The organism is Micromonospora chokoriensis (genome assembly GCF_000718555.1).
GTDB lineage: Bacteria > Actinomycetota > Actinomycetes > Mycobacteriales > Micromonosporaceae > Micromonospora > Micromonospora chokoriensis_B.
Genome location: NZ_JOAN01000015.1, coordinates 284461 through 301981, shown reverse-complemented (window position 1 = coordinate 301981; position 17521 = coordinate 284461). Strand labels below are relative to the sequence as shown.

The 17521-nt window shown below is 72.1% G+C and carries 15 protein-coding genes; 6 read left to right on the top strand and 9 right to left on the bottom strand.

What is annotated here, in order from left to right; genetic code table 11:
* Positions 1-20: 20 nt before the first annotated feature.
* Positions 21-1256 (bottom strand): FUSC family protein, encoded by a 1236-nt coding sequence (locus IF46_RS0121140; protein ID WP_051724050.1) that lies wholly within the window; start codon positions 1254-1256, stop codon positions 21-23.
* Between the two features lie 106 nt (positions 1257-1362).
* On the opposite strand from IF46_RS0121140, the gene IF46_RS0121135 reads away from it, so the two are divergent.
* Positions 1363-2019, top strand: coding sequence for a metal-dependent phosphohydrolase (locus tag IF46_RS0121135; protein WP_232234103.1), 657 nt, complete (start codon positions 1363-1365; stop codon positions 2017-2019).
* Here the strand turns inward: IF46_RS0121135 and IF46_RS0121130 are convergent.
* Positions 1991-2275, bottom strand: a complete 285-nt coding sequence (locus IF46_RS0121130; RefSeq protein ID WP_030490085.1) for a DUF4031 domain-containing protein — start codon at positions 2273-2275, stop codon at positions 1991-1993. The genes IF46_RS0121135 and IF46_RS0121130 overlap by 29 nt on opposite strands.
* Positions 2276-2343: 68 nt before the next feature.
* Here IF46_RS0121130 and IF46_RS0121125 point away from each other — a divergent pair, with 68 nt between their 5' ends.
* Positions 2344-3744, top strand: a complete 1401-nt coding sequence (locus IF46_RS0121125) for an FAD-binding oxidoreductase (protein WP_030490084.1) — start codon at positions 2344-2346, stop codon at positions 3742-3744.
* Positions 3745-3756: 12 nt separating this feature from the next.
* Here IF46_RS0121125 and IF46_RS0121120 read toward each other — a convergent pair whose 3' ends face one another.
* Together IF46_RS0121120 and IF46_RS0121115 are read right to left on the bottom strand one after the other, a co-directional pair.
* Positions 3757-4293, bottom strand: coding sequence for a hypothetical protein (locus IF46_RS0121120; RefSeq protein WP_030490083.1), 537 nt, complete (start codon positions 4291-4293; stop codon positions 3757-3759).
* Between the two features lie 88 nt (positions 4294-4381).
* Positions 4382-6199: a glycerol-3-phosphate dehydrogenase/oxidase gene (locus tag IF46_RS0121115; RefSeq protein ID WP_030490082.1), complete on the bottom strand. Its 1818-nt coding sequence runs from the start codon at positions 6197-6199 to the stop codon at positions 4382-4384.
* A gap of 251 nt (positions 6200-6450) precedes the next feature.
* Between IF46_RS0121115 and IF46_RS0121110 the strand changes: the two genes are divergently transcribed.
* The 3 genes from IF46_RS0121110 to IF46_RS0121100 all read left to right on the top strand — a co-directional run bounded on the left by IF46_RS0121110 (position 6451) and on the right by IF46_RS0121100 (position 10326).
* Positions 6451-8994: a S8 family serine peptidase gene (locus IF46_RS0121110; RefSeq protein WP_030490081.1), complete on the top strand. Its 2544-nt coding sequence runs from the start codon at positions 6451-6453 to the stop codon at positions 8992-8994.
* Positions 8995-9062: 68 nt separating this feature from the next.
* Positions 9063-9998, top strand: coding sequence for a GNAT family N-acetyltransferase (locus IF46_RS0121105; RefSeq protein WP_030490080.1), 936 nt, complete (start codon positions 9063-9065; stop codon positions 9996-9998).
* Between the two features lie 79 nt (positions 9999-10077).
* On the top strand, positions 10078-10326 hold the full coding sequence (locus tag IF46_RS0121100; RefSeq protein WP_030490079.1) for a hypothetical protein: 249 nt from the start codon (positions 10078-10080) through the stop codon (positions 10324-10326).
* 58 nt (positions 10327-10384) lie between these two features.
* Here the strand turns inward: IF46_RS0121100 and groL are convergent, their stop codons facing one another.
* The 3 genes from groL to IF46_RS0121085 all read right to left on the bottom strand — a co-directional run bounded on the left by groL (position 10385) and on the right by IF46_RS0121085 (position 13722).
* On the bottom strand, positions 10385-12007 hold the full coding sequence (gene groL, locus IF46_RS0121095; protein ID WP_030490078.1) for a chaperonin GroEL: 1623 nt from the start codon (positions 12005-12007) through the stop codon (positions 10385-10387).
* 271 nt (positions 12008-12278) lie between these two features.
* On the bottom strand, positions 12279-13424 hold the full coding sequence (locus IF46_RS0121090) for a hypothetical protein (protein WP_157563271.1): 1146 nt from the start codon (positions 13422-13424) through the stop codon (positions 12279-12281).
* Positions 13425-13518: 94 nt separating this feature from the next.
* A complete protein-coding gene (locus IF46_RS0121085) occupies positions 13519-13722 on the bottom strand; it encodes a cold-shock protein (RefSeq protein WP_030490076.1) in 204 nt (67 codons plus the stop codon).
* A 213-nt stretch (positions 13723-13935) separates the two neighbouring features.
* On the opposite strand from IF46_RS0121085, the gene IF46_RS0121080 reads away from it, so the two are divergent.
* Positions 13936-14466 carry a GNAT family N-acetyltransferase gene (locus IF46_RS0121080; protein ID WP_030490075.1) on the top strand — a complete coding sequence of 177 codons (531 nt, stop codon included), beginning with the start codon at positions 13936-13938 and terminating at the stop codon, positions 14464-14466.
* Between the two features lie 171 nt (positions 14467-14637).
* On the opposite strand, the gene paaN is transcribed toward IF46_RS0121080, so the two are convergent.
* Together paaN and IF46_RS0121070 are read right to left on the bottom strand one after the other, a co-directional pair.
* Positions 14638-16311, bottom strand: coding sequence for a phenylacetic acid degradation protein PaaN (gene paaN, locus IF46_RS0121075; protein ID WP_030490074.1), 1674 nt, complete (start codon positions 16309-16311; stop codon positions 14638-14640).
* Between the two features lie 50 nt (positions 16312-16361).
* Positions 16362-17381 (bottom strand): GNAT family N-acetyltransferase, encoded by a 1020-nt coding sequence (locus tag IF46_RS0121070; protein WP_030490073.1) that lies wholly within the window; start codon positions 17379-17381, stop codon positions 16362-16364.
* Between the last annotated feature and the right edge of the window lie 140 nt (positions 17382-17521).

The following is a 17521-nucleotide window of genomic DNA, read 5'->3' as shown; positions in this document are numbered from 1 at the left end:
CGGCCGGCGGTGGCCGGCGCTCAGCCGACCGGCGGGGCGGTGGGTGGCTTCGGTGCCTCGTCGGGCTCGGCGGGCTCACTGACCGGGCGCTCCTGCTCCCCGAAGGCGGTGCGGATCCACCTGTTGGCCTCCTCCTGCTCGATCCCGGAGGCGACCAGCAGGTCGCTCGCTGTGGTGCGGACCTGGGCGATCACCACACTGCCGGAGAAACCGACCCCGGCGCCGTACGCCCGGCCGGCCTCGCTGACCGCGCGCAGCGACCGCTCCCGGGCCTTCTCCGGCGCCTCGCCGGCGGCGAACTCCTGCTTGAGCAGCCGGACCGACTCGGCGAGGTGACCGATCGCGTCCGGCATCGGATCGGGTACCGGCTCCTCGTCCTCGATCAGCGTGACGGATCGGCGGATCAGCGTGCCGCTGTTGCGCATCGCCCGGTCGATCGGGTCGGCTGCCTCGGCGTAGTGGGTCAACTCGCCGCGGCGGTGCCAGCGGGCCGGGGAGAGCGTGGCCGTCTCCTTCGCGCCTTCGATCGCCTCGGCCAGCGTGGCCAACTCCTCCTTGTTGTCGCGCAGCCGATCCAGTGCCCGCTGGATGCTGGCCCGGTTGCGGCTGCGCAACCCGTCGGCGGTGAGATCGAGCTGGGCGGCGAGCAGGTCCAGCGCGGGCCGGGCCGCCCGGTTGATTACTCGGAGCGGGTTCAGCGGCAGCAACACCGCCGTGACCAGCAGCGCGACCCCGCCACCGAGGAACGCGTCGACGAAGCGGGGGATCTCCAGATCCTGGGTCGAGGGGCTCAGCGTGACGATCAGCACCGCCGTGGCCGCCGCCTGGATGACGATCGCCACGCTCGCCCCCGCGAAGATCGTGAACAGGATCGCCACCGTCACCACCAGGCCGAGCTGCCACGCTCCGGTGCCGAGCAGGTAGATGAGGAAGTCGCCGATCGCCACCCCGATCCCGACCCCGACGATCAACTCCACGGTCCGGCGGAACCGTTGGCCGACCGACGCGGCAAGGGTGCCGACCGCGGAGATCGGCGCGAAGACCGGTTGCGGGTTGCCGAGCACCTTGTGCGAGATCACGTACGCGAGCCCGGCAGCCAGCCCGGCCTGCACGGCGAGTCCGCCGGCCATCCGTACCCGGTGCAGCCGGTCATGCAGGGTGGCCCGGCCACGGTCGCGCAGCTTCTCGGTGGCCTCGGCGATGCGCGCGCCGTCGATGTCCACCAACCCCTCGCGCAGCGCGGTACGCCGCACCATCGGAGGTCGCTTGCCGCGGGCCACTGCCATGGGCGCGACTACCCGTGGTGGGCCCGCTGAATCCTCCCTTCGCACGCGTCGCGGGCGGATGCGGCAGACTCGGGCGGTGGTCGATCTGCTGGAGCGGTGGCGGGCGGCGGCCCGGGATGCCGGCGCGCGACCCGATCCGGACCCGTCCCGGGCCGGGGAGAGTGTGCTGGCCCGGTGGCGGGAGCCGCACCGGCGCTATCACACGCTGGCCCACCTGACGGCGGTGCTCGACGTGGTGGACCAGCACGCCGACCTGGCCGGTCGGCCCGACGTGGTCCGGTTGGCGGCCTGGTTCCACGACGCGGTCTACGACCCTCGGGCCGTTGGCGACGCCAACGAACGGGACAGCGCCGCGCTGGCCGAGAGCGTGCTCACCGGGCTCGGGGTGCCGGCGCCCACGGTGGCCGAGGTGCGCCGGTTGGTGCTGCTCACCGCCGGGCACACGGTGGCGCCGGGCGATCGGGACGGCGCCCTGCTCTGCGACGCGGACCTGGCCGTGCTCGCCGGGCCGCCGGCCAGTTACGAGCGCTACGCGACGGCGATCCGCCAGGAGTACGCCCACGTGCCGGAGCCGGCCTTCCGGGCTGGGCGGGCCGCAGTGTTGACCGGCCTGCTGGCGCTGCCCACGCTGTTCCGGCTGCCGCCGCTGGCCAACCGGTGGGAGGAGCCCGCCCGGGACAACGTGCGCCGCGAGCTGGCCGCGCTCACCGCAGGGCCGGCGGCCGCGGGCTGACCAGGTGCTTCGGGCGACGCAGGCCGCCGACGCGGAGCAGCTGGACCAGCTCCCGACTGGGCACCACCTGGGCACCGAGCCACACCGCCGCGGCGAACCGCTCGGCCGGAATGTCGTAGTGGTCCCGGTCGAAGCCACGCCGGGGTGCCCCGAGTGCCTCGGCGAAGGCGTGCAACTCGGCGTACGAGACGTCGCTGATCAGGTGTGACCAGAGCCGACCGCGCCACGGCCAGGCCGGCCGGTCCAGGTAGAGCATGATGCCTAAGCTATCCCGCCCAGTCGATCATGTTGATGATCGCCGGTCGGCGACCTAGCCTCGGCTGCATGTCCCCCACCGCGCTCCTCGACGACCTGCGCGCCGCGCTCGGTGACGACGCCGTGCTCACCGACCCGGACCTGCTGCGCATGCACCAGCGGGACGAGGCCGACCTGTGCGCCGCCGGCATCCCGCTGGTGGTGACCCGGCCACGCAACACCGAGCAGGTGGTCGCCGTGGTCCAGGCTGCGGCGCGGCACGGCGTACCGGTGGTGCCGCAGGGCGCGCGGACCGGGCTGGCCGGCGCGGCGAACGCGGTGGACGGCGCGGTGGTGCTCAGCACCGTCAAGATGGACGAGATCCGGGAGATCGACCCGGTGAGCCGGATCGCGGTGGTCCAGCCCGGGGTGGTCAACGCGGCGCTGGCCCGCGCGGTGGCCAAGCAGGGCCTCTGGTACCCGCCGGACCCCGGCTCCTGGGAGTCGTCCACGATCGGCGGCAACGTGGCCACCAACGCCGGTGGCATGTGCTGTGTGAAGTACGGGGTGACCACCGAGTACGTACTCGGCCTGGAGGTGGTGCTCGCCTCCGGCGAGGTGCTGCGCACCGGGCGGCGTACCGCCAAGGGGGTCGCCGGCTATGACCTGACCCGGCTCTTCGTCGGCTCGGAGGGCACCCTCGCGGTGATCACCGAGGTGACCGTGGCGCTGCGGCCCGCCCCGGCCGATTCGCTGACCCTGGTGGCGGTCTTCGGATCCACCACCACGGCTGGCGCGGCGGTGGCCGAGATCGCGGCTCGCGGGCTCACCCCCAGCCTGCTTGAGTTGCTGGACCAGACCCACCTGCGGGCCATCGAGGCGTACCAGCCGATGGGGTTGCGGACCGACGCGCAGGCCCTGTTGCTGGCCGCCGTCGACACCGGCCCCCGGGCAGCGGGCGACCTGGCCGTGCTGGCCGAGGTGTGCGAGGCGGTCGGCGCCGACGAGGTCTACGCGGCCACCGACGCGGTGGAGGCGGCAGCGCTTCTCCAGGCTCGCCGGCTGGCGCACCCGGCCATGGAGAAGTTCGCGGCCGACGCCTACCCGGGTGGCAACGGCGGTCTGGTGATCGACGACGTGGCGGTGCCGCGCGGGTCGCTCGCCGCGCTATTGGACGGGGTTGCCCGGATCGCAGCCGAGTGTGAGGTGCCGATCGGGGTGGTGGGGCACGCCGGGGACGGCAACATGCACCCGAACATCGTGGTCGACCGGGCCGACCCGGTGAGCGTGCAGCGGGGCCGGCGGGCGTTCGACGAGATCATGCGGCTCGGCCTCGACCTGGGCGGCACGTGCACCGGCGAGCACGGGGTGGGGCTGCTCAAGCGGGACTGGCTGGCCCGGGAGATCGGGCCGGTCGGCGTCCGGGTGCATCAGGCGATCAAGTCGGCGCTCGACCCGGCCGGTCTGCTCAACCCGGGCAAGGTGCTCTGACCTGGCGCGGAGTCAGCCCTTGATCTCGGCTGGGGTCGCCTGGGTGAGCAGCAGCAGGATCTCCCCGGCGACCGGCGTGCGCTCCTCACCTGGGCAGTCCTGCGAGGTGATCAGCCCGGTCGAGGTGAGAAGGCTGGACGTCAGCGCGTCGATGCAGGTGTTCCGGTACCGCCGGGCCTGATCGGTCTCGTCGGCCAGCGCCGGGTTGGCGAGCAGCACCTGGAGCCGTTCGGTCAGCTCCGGTGCGAGGGTGCCCCGGGAAGTCACGCCGTCGCCGGCGCAGTCGATGCACTGCCACCCGCCGTTGCGCTCGACGCTGAGGGTGCGTAGCGGGCCGTCCTCGCCGAGCCGCTGAATCAGGCTGACCTGACCGGCGGCGACCGTGGCGGGGATCTGTAGCTGCGATCCGCCACCCGCCGCGCCGGCGGACGGTTGCGCCAGCGGAGTGCCCGGCTCGTCCCGACCGAAGAGCGAGCACCCGGTCAGGGCACCGACGAGCGCGACGGCGAGCAGGGGTACGAGCAGACGGGGGCGCGCGCGGGGAAGCACGGGCGGAAACCTACCCCACCGTAGGTAGCGTCCGAAACCACCATCCGGGCCGGTATCGATGGTTACCCATCGGTAACGTCGCAATTCGTCATCGAGCGGACGGACGCAGCTCCGCCTGATCGTCGTCGCCACCCCGGTCGGCCGCGTAACCCCGGACGTCCGGTGCGCCGAGCCGGGCCGCGTCCGCTGCCGCGTCGTCCGGCATCAACTGGGACTGCCGCTCCGCCTCCACCCGGGCGCGGTAGTGCTCCACCTCGCGGGCCCGGGTGGCCGCGTCCCAACCGAGCACCGCGCCCATCAACTCGGCGGTGTGCTCCGCCGACTCCAGCCCCCGGTGGCTGGTCTCGAACGAGATCCGGGTCCGCCGGGTCAGCACGTCCTCCAGGTGCAGCGCACCCTCGGCCCGCGCCGCGTAGGTGACCTCCGCCGCCAGATACTCCGGGGCACCGGCCAGCGGGGACGCCAGCAGCGGATCGGCGTCGACAAGCGCCAGCAGGTCCAGGGTGAGGGTGCCGTACCGCTCCAGCAGGTGCTCCACCACGCCCACCGGCACGCCGTGCCGGCGAGCCAGGTCGGCCCGGTCCCGCCACATGGCTGGATACCCGTCGGCACCGAGCAGCGGCAGATCGGCGGTACGCGACGAGCGGGCGCCGCCGAGCCGGCGCGCGGCCCGGTCGACCACGTCGGACGCCATCACCCGGTACGTCGTGTACTTGCCGCCGGCGACCAGCAGCAGCCCGAGCATCGGCTCAAAGACCGCGTGCTCACGGGAGAGCTTGGAGGTGGAGTCGGCCTCGCCGGCCAGCAGTGGCCGCAGGCCGGCGTAGACCCCCTCGATGTCGGCGGTGGTAAGCGGCCGGTCCAGCACGGTGTTGACCTGCTGCAGGAGGTAGTCGATGTCGCGGGCCGAGGCGGCCGGGTGGGACCGGTCCAGCCGCCAGTCGGTGTCCGTCGTACCGATGATCCAGTGCCCGCCCCACGGGATGACGAAGAGCACCGAACTCGCCGTACGCAGGATGAGCCCGGTCTCCCCGGTGATCGCCGAGCGAGGCACCACCAGGTGCACCCCCTTGGAGGCGCGCACCCGGACGCCGGGCCGCAGACCCACGTCGTTGAGCATCCGCGACATGTCGTCGCTCCACACTCCGGTGGCGGCGATGACGGTACGGGCGTGCACCTCGAACTCCGCGTCCGGTGAACCCGCCGGCGCCTCCAGGTCGCGGACGCGGACGCCGGTCACCTCACGCGCCTGCCGGATCAACCCAACGGCGCGGGCGCTGCTCACCACCGTGGCACCGAGGCTGGCTGCGGTGCGGGCCAGGGTGACCACCAACCGGGCGTCGTCGACCTGCCCGTCGTAGTAGCGGATCGCCCCGGCCAGCGCGTCGGCCCGCAGACTCGGGAAGATCCGTCGGGCGCCCTCCCGGGTCAGGTGCCGGTGCAACGGCATCCCCCGGCCACCGCCGAAGATCCCGGCGAAGGCGTCGTACGCGGCCACACCGGCGCCGTAGTACGAGCGGCGGAAGACCCGGGCCGGTAGATCCCGCAGGCCCCGCCCAGCCGGCAGCGGCACCATGATCGGCACCGGGCGGACCAGGTGCGGCGCGAGCCGGGTGGCCAGCAGGCCCCGCTCGGTGAGCGCCTCGTGCACCAGGTGGAACTCCAACTGCTCCAGGTAGCGCAGACCACCGTGGATGAGTTTGCTGGACCGGCTGGACGTGCCCGCAGCAAGATCACGCGCCTCGACCAGCGCCACCTTCAGGCCCCGGGACGCCGCGTCCAGGGCGGCACCGGCCCCGGTCACCCCACCCCCGATGACCAGCACGTCGAAGCGCTCGGCACGCAGTCGACGCAGGTCGGACGCACGGCGGACCGGTGAGAGCTGACCGGCGACGGATCGGGAGATATTGGGGTCACGCACCCGTCCACCGTAACCGCCAGGCCACCGTGTCGACATTCGCCGCCCGCCCCCTACCGCACCCACCTGCTCCGAAGCGCATGAGACGTGCCGCCACCCGATCCAGGCCGATCGATCGGAGATCTTGGACAGTTTCCGTTAGCGGCTAACGGAAACTGTCCAAGATCTGCACGGTTCCTTGAAGCTCCGGAACCCGACGGTCGGAACGGAACCCTTCGTCGTGGTCGTAAGGTTCTCGGATGCACGGTGAGCCTGCGTACCCCGGAGTCCGCGACCGCAATTCCCCATGGCCGGTGGTCGCGGCCGTGCTCGTCGGCTGCTGGACGGTCGCGGTCACCGTGGCCACCCAGACCGGTGGCTGGGTCACCGATCAGGTGCTGCTGGGCTTCGGGCGGGACCGGGTCGGTTGGCTCTGGCCGGTGCTCGGTCTGACCGCCGTCGTGCTGGTCGGCACACCCGCCCTGCTGCTGGCCGTCGTGCCCCGCTCGGCCGCGGTCCGGGCCACCGGAAGGGTCTGGCTGCTCGGAGCACTGGCCCTGGGGCTGCTCACACTGCTGCGGGTCGTGCCGCCGGTGCACCACGAGGCGTATCTCGCCGCGCTGGCCGGCGCGACGCTGCTCAGCGCTCTTGCCGTGAGCTGGTCGGCGCGCTGGTGGGCGTACCCCGGACCGGCCGGCATGGCCAGCGGCGCGGCACCCACCGAAAACGGCGACACCGCGCGGCCCGAGGCCGCCGGGAACGGCGACACCGCGCGGCCCGAGGCCGCCGGGAGTGCGGTGCCGGCCGGGCGGCGGCGGGGGCTGCGTGGGCTTGGCCCGGTGCCGCTGCTCGCGGTCGCCGCCGGGTTGGCGCTGCTGTTGCCGTGGGCCTGGCTGGGCGCGCTCGGCGGGCTCCTGGAGACCGTGCTCGCGGTGCTGGCGGCCGCCGCGCTCGGGGTGCTGGCCGCGACTCTGCTGGAGGCCAGCTTCTGGTCCCGGTTCGCGGCGGGGCGACCGGCCCGGCCGGCTCGGCTGGTGCTGGTCGGTGGCCTGGTCGCCGGGGTGGCGCTGCTGCTGCTCGCGGCCGGGACCGGCCAGTCCGGCGCGCAGCTGCCCGCGCTGCTGACCTTGCCACCGGTAGGTTTCGCGCTGGCCGCGCTCTGGGCCGCGAGCTGGCGACCCACCGCCGACCCGGTCGAGGCCAACCGCGCCGGTGCAACGGCGACCGGCTGGCTCGTGGGCCTGGCCGCGCTCGGCCCGCTGGCCTTCACCGACCCGGAAGAGATCACCCTGCTGCTGGTCGGCACCCGCGACGTTCCGTTCTGGGTGGCGGCCGCCGCCGGCGTCGGGCTCGCCGTCGCGGTCCTGGTCGCCATCGGGTACGCGGTGCTGCTCGCCCGGCCGACGGCAGGTCCCCCGAACCGGCGGGCCGCCGCAGTGGCAGCCGTGGTGCTGCTGGTGGCGTTCGGCGTGGTCGATCTCGGCCCCGGCCAACCGGGCTTGCACGGCGAGCGGCTCTTCGTGGTGCTGCGCGCGCAGGCCGACCTCAGTGACCTTCCGGCCGCCGCACCGGGCCGGGCCGGGCGGGACACCCGCGCCGCTGAGGTCTACCGGCGGCTCGTGACGACCGCCGAGCAGAGCCAAGGCGACCTGCTGCGAGGGCTCACCCGCCTGCGCCTCGACCCGGTGTCGTATTACCTCGTCAACGCGGTCGAGGTGGACGGCGGCCCGGCGGTGCGGGCCTGGCTCGCCCGTCGACCGGAGGTCGCCCGGGTGCTGGTCAGCCAGCGCCTGCGACCGCTGCCTGCCCCGGCCGGGCAGAGCCGGGGCACCGCACCCAAGCCCACCGGCCCGGAGTGGAACATCCGCCAGATCGGCGCCGACCGGGTGTGGTCCCAGCTCCGGGTCACCGGCACGGGCATCGTGGTCGGCAGCTCCGATTCGGGGGTGGACGGCACCCATCCGGCGCTGCGTGCCGGGTTCCGTGGCGGGGACGACTCCTGGTACGACCCGTGGGACGGCACCCGCAGCCCGACCGACCAGGGCGGGCACGGCACCCACACGGTGGGCAGCGCGGTCGGGCGGGACGGCATCGGGGTGGCACCGGACGCGCAGTGGGTGGGCTGCGTCAACCTGGACCGCAACCTCGGCAGCCCCGGGCACTACCTGGACTGTCTCCAGTTCATGTTGGCGCCCTTTCCGGCCGGCGGCGACCCGTTCACCGACGGCCGTCCGGAGCGCGCGCCGCAGGTGCTGACCAACTCGTGGGGCTGCCCGCCCATCGAGGGTTGCGACCAGCGCGTTCTGCGGCCGGCCACCGCCGCGCTGGACGCCGCCGGGATCTTCGTGGCCGTTGCCGCCGGCAACACCGGCCCGTGGTGCGCGTCGATCGACGATCCGCCAGCCCCGTTCGCAGACGTGCTGACCGTGGGCGCGGTAGACGCCCAGCGGCGGGTCGCCGACTTCTCCTCGCGCGGGCCGGTGCCGGACGGCCCGGGTAAGCCGGACGTGCTGGCCCCGGGTGTGGGCGTGGTGTCGGCCATGCCGGGTGGCACGTACGCCGCACTGGACGGCACCTCGATGGCGACTCCGCAGGTGGCCGGCGTGGTCGCGCTGATGTGGTCGGCGAACCCGACGCTGATCGGCGACGTGACCCGGACCCGGCAGATCCTGCGGGACACCGCCACGGCGGCGACGCCTACCTACCGCTCCGACAGCCCCTCTGACGCCTGCGGTGATCCGTCGAACGTCACCGGCGCCGGCCAGGTCGACGCTTTCGCCGCCGTTCGCGCCGCCCAGCAATAGGCAGGTTTCCTTCCTGATGTGCCCCGCGGGGGTGCGGCGCGACACCCGGTGATCTATGGTCGGCGACCATGGACGCCGAGATCACCGTCACCGAGCTGACCGCCGACCTGGTCCCCAGCGTCGTACAGCTCTGCCAGCAGGCTCTCGACCTGCCCGAGGACGCCGCCGAGGCGGCCTGGATCGTGGACGTGCTCTGGCCCCGGGCCGCCGCTGACCGGCCGGTGGTCGGGCTGGGCGCGTACCGGGGCACGGACCTGGTCGGGGTGTCGATCTGCTCGATGTCGTCGACCGAGCCGGGAATCGGGCACGTCGACCTGGTCGCGGTCCGTGCGGATCAGCGCCGTCGAGGCGTCGGCCGGGCGCTGCTCCAGCGGGCCGAGCGGGTGCTCGCCGCGCGCGGGGCGACCGAGGTGCTGCTAGCCGGGAATCCGCCGTACTACGCGTGGCCGGGCATCGACGTCCGCTACACCCCGGCGGTCTGCGCCGCCCTCGCGCTGGGCTACCAGCAGGACCGGACCGCCTGGAACATGACCGCAGACCTGTCGTACGACGGGTCGCCGGCACTGCGGTCCACGGAGGCGGCCCAGCGACGGCTGGCCGACCAGGGCGTCACCGTACGCCGGGCGGAGCCGGCGGACCTGCCGGCGCTGACCGCGTTCGCCCGGTCCACCTTCGGCGGCACCTGGGATGGCGAGTTGACCGGGTCGGTGGGTCGTGCCGACGCCGGCTGCCACCTCGCGGAGCGGGACGGCGAGCTGCTCGGCTTCGCCGCGTACGGGTCGTCCCGGCCGAGTTGGTTCGGGCCGATGGGCACCGCGCCGGCCGCGGAGGGGTCGGGCATCGGTGGGGTGCTGTTGCGGCGGTGCCTGCGCGACCAGCGGGCGGCGGGGCTGGACCGGGCACAGATCGGCTGGGTGGGGCCGGTGCCGTTCTACTCGGGCAGCGCGGGTGCGTGGATCGAGCGGGTCTTCTTCCTGTACCGGCGGACCCTACCGACGGCCTAACTGGGGCAAACAGGACGTAGATCCAATTCGCCCGCGTCGGCCATCGACGCCCCCTACCGTTTCGGTAGAGGAGGCAGCCATGACCACGGATGACAACCAGACCGAGGACGGCCCGCCGATCACCTGGAAACCGGTCGGTGAACTCCCCGGCCAACTGCCGTTCGACCGGCTCGACTACGGCGACGCCGAGCAACTGGCCGAGATGACCACCGACGGCGAGTCGTCGGTGGTCGAGGAGCCGCAGGAGATGGTGGACGCGCCGATCCAACTGCTTGGGCCGTACGACCGGGCACAAAAACGGCGCGACCAGCGCCCACTACCGACCTGACGACGAACGGGGCGGACCGCGTCAGCGGCCCGCCCCGTTCGGTGTGTCGGAACTGGACTCAGAAGTCCATGTCCCCGCCACCCGGGCCAGCCGGGGCAGCCGGGGTCTTCTCCGGCTTGTCCGCGACAACAGCCTCGGTGGTGAGGAACAGCGCCGCGATGGAAGCGGCGTTCTGCAGCGCCGAGCGCGTCACCTTGGCCGGGTCGATGATGCCCGCGGCCAGCAGGTCGACGTACTCGCCGTTGGCGGCGTTGAGACCGTGACCCGCTTCGAGGTTACGGACCTTCTCCACCACAACGCCGCCCTCAAGGCCGGCGTTGACGGCGATCTGCCGCAGCGGGGCGTCCAGCGCGACCTTGACGATGTTCGCACCGGTCGCCTCGTCGCCGACCAGGTCGAGCTTGTCGAAGGCGGTCTTGCCGGCCTGCACCAGCGCGACGCCACCACCCGGGACGATGCCCTCTTCGACGGCGGCCTTCGCGTTGCGAACGGCGTCCTCGATGCGGTGCTTGCGCTCCTTGAGCTCGACCTCGGTGGCCGCGCCGACCTTGATGACCGCAACGCCGCCGGCCAGCTTGGCCAGCCGCTCCTGCAGCTTCTCGCGGTCGTAGTCGGAGTCGCTCTTGTCGATCTCGGCCCGGATCTGGTTGACCCGGCCCTGGATCTGCTCGGCGTCACCGGCACCGTCGACGATGGTGGTCTCGTCCTTGGTCACCACGACCTTGCGGGCGCGGCCCAGCATGTCGAGGCTGGCGGCGTCGAGCTTGAGGCCGACCTCCTCGCTGATGACCTGGCCACCGGCGAGGATGGCGATGTCGGTCAGCATGGCCTTGCGGCGGTCACCGAAGCCCGGCGCCTTGACGGCGACCGACTTGAAGGTGCCACGGACCTTGTTGACCACCAGGGTGGCCAGGGCCTCGCCCTCCAAGTCCTCGGCGATGATCAGCAGCGGCTTGCCCGACTGCATGACCTTCTCCAGGATCGGGAGCAGGTCCTTCACCGACGAGATCTTGCTGTTGGCGATCAGGATGTACGGGTCGTCGAAGACGGCCTCCATACGCTCCGGGTCGGTCATGAAGTAGGCCGAGATGTAGCCCTTGTCGAAGCGCATACCCTCGGTGAGCTCGAGCTCCAGCCCGAAGGTGTTGCTCTCCTCGACGGTGATGACGCCTTCCTTGCCGACCTTGTCCATCGCCTCGGCGATGATCTCGCCGACGGTGCTGTCGCCAGCGGAGATGGAGGCGGTGGAGGCGATCTGCTCCTTGGTCTCGACGTCCTTGGCGAGCTTGGACAGCTCCTCCGAGACGCTCGCGACCGCAGCCTCGATGCCCCGCTTCAGGGCCATCGGGTTGGCGCCAGCGGCCACGTTGCGCAGGCCCTCGCGGACCAGGGCCTGGGCCAGGACGGTCGCCGTCGTCGTGCCGTCACCGGCAACGTCGTCGGTCTTCTTGGCGACCTCCTTGACCAGCTCAGCGCCGATCTTCTCGTACGGGTCCTCGAGCTCGATCTCCTTGGCGATGCTCACACCATCGTTGGTGATGGTGGGGGCACCCCACTTCTTCTCGAGCACGACGTTGCGGCCCTTCGGGCCGAGGGTCACCTTTACGGCGTCGGCGAGCTGGTTCATGCCCCGCTCGAGGCCGCGGCGAGCCTCTTCGTCGAAAGCGATCATCTTGGCCATACGGCGTTGTCCTCCTGGACACTCACGGGCCACCCGAGATGTGTGCCCCGGATGGGCCGCCTGGTGTACGCACCTTGGGACGTCGCCACCTGGCGACGACGACGTCCTTCGGCCGGGCCGGATAGCCCGCGACGACCGGCCATGTGCTGCCCGGCGTCTCCACGCCGATGCAACCTGGCCCCACCGTCCCGACCATTGGCACTCGCGGTATGCGAGTGCCAATGACTTGTTTAGCACTCTCCCCTGCCGAGTGCAAGCACGATGCCGCCGCTCAGCCGAGTTCCGCCGCCAGTCCAGCGGTGTTCACCGGCGCCTCATGGGCACGCTGCTCGGCGTACGTCACCAGCAGACCGATCAGCTGGGCGAGGTGGGCCGGCAGGGCCAGCACGGCCGTGATCCCGATCACCACCACCGCCACGACGGCGGTGCCCGGCGAGGCGAACGGATCCTCACCGAGCCCGGAGGTGCCCACCCCTTCCAGGCCGCCAGGGATCAGGGTGCCGACGATCACCGCCAGGGCCACCAGGGCCACCCGGCCGAGCAGCAGACCGAGCCGGTCGTGGAACATCCGGAACGATCGACCGATCGGGTTGTGACGCTCGAAGAGGTAGACCGGACCAGCCATGCTCAGCGCGAAGAGCAGGTAGACACCCGGCAGCACGCAGAAGCAGAGACCGACACCGACCAGCAGGCTGATCAGCAGAGTCCAGCCCCACAGCCCGAGCGCCCGACGCACGCCGTAGCGCAGCGCCGCCTCCAGGCTGGCCGGCTGGCCGGCGGCCTGCTGGGTGATCACCCAGGTGCCGGCGGCCCACCCGACGGCCTGCACCAACCCGACCAACAGGCTGCCACCGATCAGCACGACCAGGAGGCTCAGCAGTTCGGCGCCGAAGTTGTCCGGCAGCACGGGGGTCGGACTCGACTCGGCCTGAGCGGCCCACCTCGCCGACGGATCCAGCCCGAGCGAGATCACCGAGAGCACCGCCGCCGGCAGCACCTGGGTGAGCAGCATGATGGGCACCAACTGTCGCCAGCCCCGACGCAGCGCTCCCCCGCACCGGTTGAACCAGCCGCCGATACCAGCACCGGGCGGCGTGACCAGGGCGTCGTTCGGGTCGAACCCATAACCCGGCGGGTACCAGCCGACCGGCGCCCCCGGATACCACGGCTGCCCGCCGTAGGGGCCCGCCCCAGGCGGGTAGCCGCCGGTGGGCGGGAACACCCAACCCTGCGGCGGTGGGGGCGCACCCCAGGCGCCCTGCGCGGGATCCCAGCCCGAGGGCGGGCCAGCCGGGGGCATGCCCGACCCCCAACCGGGCGGCGGGCCGACCTGACCGGGGCTGCCGGCGTACGGCTCGGACGGGTCGGGCTCCCCCGGCCCGGGGGACGGAGTGGGCGGGGGCGACTGGTCGGTCATGAACGCTCCTCGGTTTCGGCTGGAACGGTTCACGATCTTCCCGGCCGCGCGCCCTGCCGCAGCCCCGACTCACGGGGCCGTTCGGCCAGGAAGCTCAGCCGATGACGCGGACGCGCTCAGCCTGCGGGCCCTTCTGGCCCTGGGCGATCTCGAACTCCACCCGCTGACCGTCGTCGAGCGCCTTGTAACCGTCCATCTCGATCGCGGAGAAGTGGACGAACACATCCTGACCGCCGTCCACGGCAATGAAGCCGTAACCCTTTTCGGCGTTGAACCACTTCACGGAGCCCTGTGCCACGGTGCACTTCCCTCACTCTGCGCGGCGTTGCCTGACCCGGCGCACGGCACAGCCGGGCACCGTCGGACCACCGATTCAGCGATCGATGACCGCCATTGAAGTAGGTGACCGAAATCGCACGCTACACGAGGAGTGACGGCCGCGCACGGCCACAAATCGGACACACTTCGGGAGCGTCCAATGGCATCCTTTCCCTGTGGTAGGCATGCGGGCATGACCACCGATACCGGCTCAACCGCCCTGCGACTCGCGGAGATCCGCCGGGTCCGGCCGGAGGACGCCGCCCGGATGCGGGCGCTGCGTCTGGAGATGCTCGCCGACGCGCCGTTGGCCTTCCTGGAGACCCTGGCGGACGCGGCGGCCCGACCACACAACGAGTACGCGGCCCGGGTCGCGTACACCTCGGCCGGTTCCGGTAACGCGCAGTTCGTCGCCGATCCGGGCGGGCGGCTGGTCGGGCACGCCGGTGGCACGACCGCCCCGAACGAACCCGGGCTGACCGTGATCTACGCGGTGTACGTCACGCCGACCTGGCGGGGCAGTGGACTTCTCGGCGAGCTGATCGACGGGGTAGCGGCCTGGTCGCGAGCCTGCGGCCGCCCAGAGCTGCTGCTGGAGGTGGTGGTCGGCAACGACCGCGCCTGCCGCGCCTACCAACGTCTGGGCTTCGAGGACACCGGCGTACGAGTCCCCCACCCCGCCATCCCAGCCCTGACCGAACTACAAATGCGCCGACCCGCCTGACCCCAAAAACCCTCCCAGGGCAAGACCACTGTGCTGTTTCCCAAGGCCGGATGCGTCAGGCACAACCGTGCCCACAAAGGGTTTCCGGGGCAGCCCGACCCGCGCAGGGATCAAGCCTGACCGCCCGGAGCGGGTCGGGCTGCCCCGGAAACCCCAACCGCAACCACACACTCAGACATGCCGCCGAGACTGCACGATCCGGAACCGGTTCGCCACGTAAGCCCCGTCCGTCAATGCCGAGTTGGCCGCCGCGTTGGCACCACTGCCGTGGAAGTCGGAGAACGCCGCCGACTGGTTGACGAAGACCCCGCCGGTGAGGTTGCAGGACAGGTGCACCCCGACCTCGACCGCCACCGCCTCGGCAGCGTCCAGCACCGCCTCGTCGGTCGAGTAGACCCCGGCGGTGAGCGCACCCTTCTCGCCGACCGTCCGGCGCAGCAGCTCCAGGCTGTGCGCGGTGGAGTCGGTCGCGATGGCGAAGGAGATCGGCCCGAACCACTCCCGGCCGTACGTCTCCGCGTCGTCCGCGGCCAGCTTCACGATCGTCGGGGTACGCACCACCGCGTCGGCGTACGACGGATGGGCCACGGCGCGCGACTCCAGCACCGGCTCGCCGACCTTTGTCACCTCGGCCAGCCGCTCCAGCACCCCGTCGTTGACGATGGCGCCGGTCAGCTCCACGGCTCGGGCCGGGTCGGCGGTGAGCTTGCCGACCGCGGCGGCGATCCCGCCGGCCACCTCGTCGAAGCTCTTGTGCCCCTGGTCGGTCTCGATTCCCCCGGCGGGGATGAGGATGTTCTGCGAGGTGGTGCACATCTGCCCGCTGTAGAGGGTCAGCGTGAACCCGAGGTTGCGGCACAGCCCGGTGAAGTCGTCGGTGGAGTCGATGACGACGGTGTTCAGGCCGGCCTTCTCGGTGTAGACCGACGCCTGCCGGGCGTGCGTCTCCAGCCAGTCGCCGTACTCGGTGGAGCCGGTGAAGTCGACAATCTTGATGGCGCGGTGCAGGGCCAGGTCGCTGGCGAGCTTCTCGCCGGGTGCCTCGGCCGCCAAGGTGATCAGGTTCGGGTCGAAGCCGGCCTCGGCGAGCACCTCCCGGGCGTACTTCACGGTGATGGCCAGCGGCAGCACCGCGCGCGGGTGCGGCTTGACGATCACCGGGTTGCCGGTGACCAGCGAGGCGAACAGCCCGGGGTACGAGTTCCAGGTCGGGAAGGTGTTGCAGCCGATCACCAGTGCCACCCCGCGCGGCACCACGTGGAACGTCTTGGTCATCCGCAGCGGGTCACCCTTGCCTGCGGCCTTCTCCCAGCCTGCCGTGCCCGGGTGCCGGGTCATCTCGGCGTACGCGTACGCCAGCGCTTCCAGCGCCCGGTCCAGCGCGTGCGCGCCACCGGCCTGGAAGGCCATCACGAACGCCTGCCCGCTGGTGAACTGCACCGCGTTGGCCAGCTCGAAGATGTGCTTGTGCAGCCGGTCGAGGATCTCCAGGCAGACGCCCACCCGGGCCTGCGGGCCGGCGTCGCGCCACCCGGGCAGCGCGGCGGAGGCGGCGCTGACCAGCTCGCCGGGGCTGGCGTGCGGGTACCGCACCGCCAGCTCCACCCCGAACGGGCTCGTCTCGGTGGCGACCCGAACGCCGGTGCCCGGCTGGTCGAGCGGAAAATCACCACCGAGGTACGCCTCGAAAGCGGCCTTACCGTCGGCGGCGGCGGTCTCGCCGTACACCCGGGGGCTGGGGGATTCGGGATAGGCGGACCAGTAGCCCCGCTCCGTGATCGCGGTCAGCGCACGGTTGAGGGTGTCGGCGTGCCTGTCGTACAGGGGCTGCGGGGTCTCCGTCATGACCGCCATCATGCCTGAGTCAGATCCGCGAGCAGTAGCGCCGATACCCGTCAGAGGGTGAGCTGCCAGTCGGTCCAGGAGTCCACCGGGCGGAAGCCGAGCTGCTCGTTGATCGCCACCATGTAACTGTTGCTGGCCGCGTTCCAGGTGTCGATCGCGCGTACCGCCGGCTCGTGGGTGAGCAGGTGGTGCAGGTTCTCCGCCTTGGCGATCAGGCCCAGCCGGTGCCCACGGTGGGCCGGGTCGACGAGGGTGATCTGCTGGAAGGCATGCCAGTCGGCGGAGGGGCCGACGTCCAGCAGCGTCCAGGCGACGAGCCGACCGGACGCCTCGTGCCGCATCCCGAGGTGGTACCGCCGCCGGCCCCGGGCGTCCAGCGCTCGTTCGTTGCCACGGATGCGCTCGGCGTCGACCTGCTCCGGCTCCCACTGCACGTCGCCCATGGGCGCGTCCATCAGCAGTCGGCCGTCGAGGTAGGCGATGTCGGCGACGTACTCCTGCGGAATTGTCCCCTGCCAGCAGACCGACCGATAGCCCTCGGCTCGCGGGCGGGCCTCGGCGAGCGCCGCCCGCAACGTGACCCGGTCGATCTCGCCAACGTCGAGCCGGCGACGCACCTCGGCGAGTGCGGGCTGGGCTCCGGTCGCGGCGGCGAACGCGTCGCCCGCCACGCTCCGGGCTGGCCCGCCGGGCAGCGCCGAGACGGCCATCGCCACCACCCGCTTGCGGCCGTGCTCGCCGAGCAGGCGCACTCCGTACTCGTGCAGTGCCCGGCCGACGCCGCGACGCCGCAGCTCGGGATGGACCGTCAGCTCGGCGGTGGCGTTCTCGGTGTTGTCGAGCTGCGGCAGGTCCAGCTGAAGGTAGCCGGCCGGCACGCCGTCCAGCCGGGCCAGCGCCCAGAGCGACCGGGTGCCCGGCATCGGCGTGTGGAACATCGCGTCGAAGCGCCGTCGACAAAAGGGCGGCAGATCCGACAGATCGACGTCGTTGGCCGCCGATCCGATCCGGTACGCCTCGTCGACCGAAGCTTGGTCGGCGCCGTCGAACGACGCGATCGTGATGCTCATGCCGCTGAGGGTGCACCCGGGAAAAGCGATCGGGCCAGCGAATTATTCGCTGGCCCGATCGAACGTGGTCGGGAGGGACACTCGCACAACGCCTCCGGCGTTGGGTCGCAAGAACTTCAAAAGTCTTCGGCGAAATGCCC

Excerpts from the sequence above, each read along its gene's own strand:
- groL (WP_030490078.1), bottom strand. The coding sequence starts at position 12,007 with ATGGCCAAGATGATCGCTTTCGACGAAGAGGCTCGCCGCGGCCTCGAG.
- IF46_RS0121070 (WP_030490073.1), bottom strand. The coding sequence starts at position 17,381 with ATGAGCATCACGATCGCGTCGTTCGACGGCGCCGACCAAGCTTCGGTC.
- IF46_RS0121100 (WP_030490079.1), top strand. The coding sequence starts at position 10,078 with ATGACCACGGATGACAACCAGACCGAGGACGGCCCGCCGATCACCTGG.
- paaN (WP_030490074.1), bottom strand. The coding sequence starts at position 16,311 with ATGACGGAGACCCCGCAGCCCCTGTACGACAGGCACGCCGACACCCTC.
- IF46_RS0121105 (WP_030490080.1), top strand. The coding sequence starts at position 9,063 with ATGGACGCCGAGATCACCGTCACCGAGCTGACCGCCGACCTGGTCCCC.
- IF46_RS0121140 (WP_051724050.1), bottom strand. The coding sequence starts at position 1,256 with ATGGTGCGGCGTACCGCGCTGCGCGAGGGGTTGGTGGACATCGACGGC.
- IF46_RS0121090 (WP_157563271.1), bottom strand. The coding sequence starts at position 13,424 with ATGACCGACCAGTCGCCCCCGCCCACTCCGTCCCCCGGGCCGGGGGAG.
- IF46_RS0121130 (WP_030490085.1), bottom strand. The coding sequence starts at position 2,275 with ATGCTCTACCTGGACCGGCCGGCCTGGCCGTGGCGCGGTCGGCTCTGG.
- IF46_RS0121125 (WP_030490084.1), top strand. The coding sequence starts at position 2,344 with ATGTCCCCCACCGCGCTCCTCGACGACCTGCGCGCCGCGCTCGGTGAC.
- IF46_RS0121080 (WP_030490075.1), top strand. The coding sequence starts at position 13,936 with ATGACCACCGATACCGGCTCAACCGCCCTGCGACTCGCGGAGATCCGC.
- IF46_RS0121110 (WP_030490081.1), top strand. The coding sequence starts at position 6,451 with ATGCACGGTGAGCCTGCGTACCCCGGAGTCCGCGACCGCAATTCCCCA.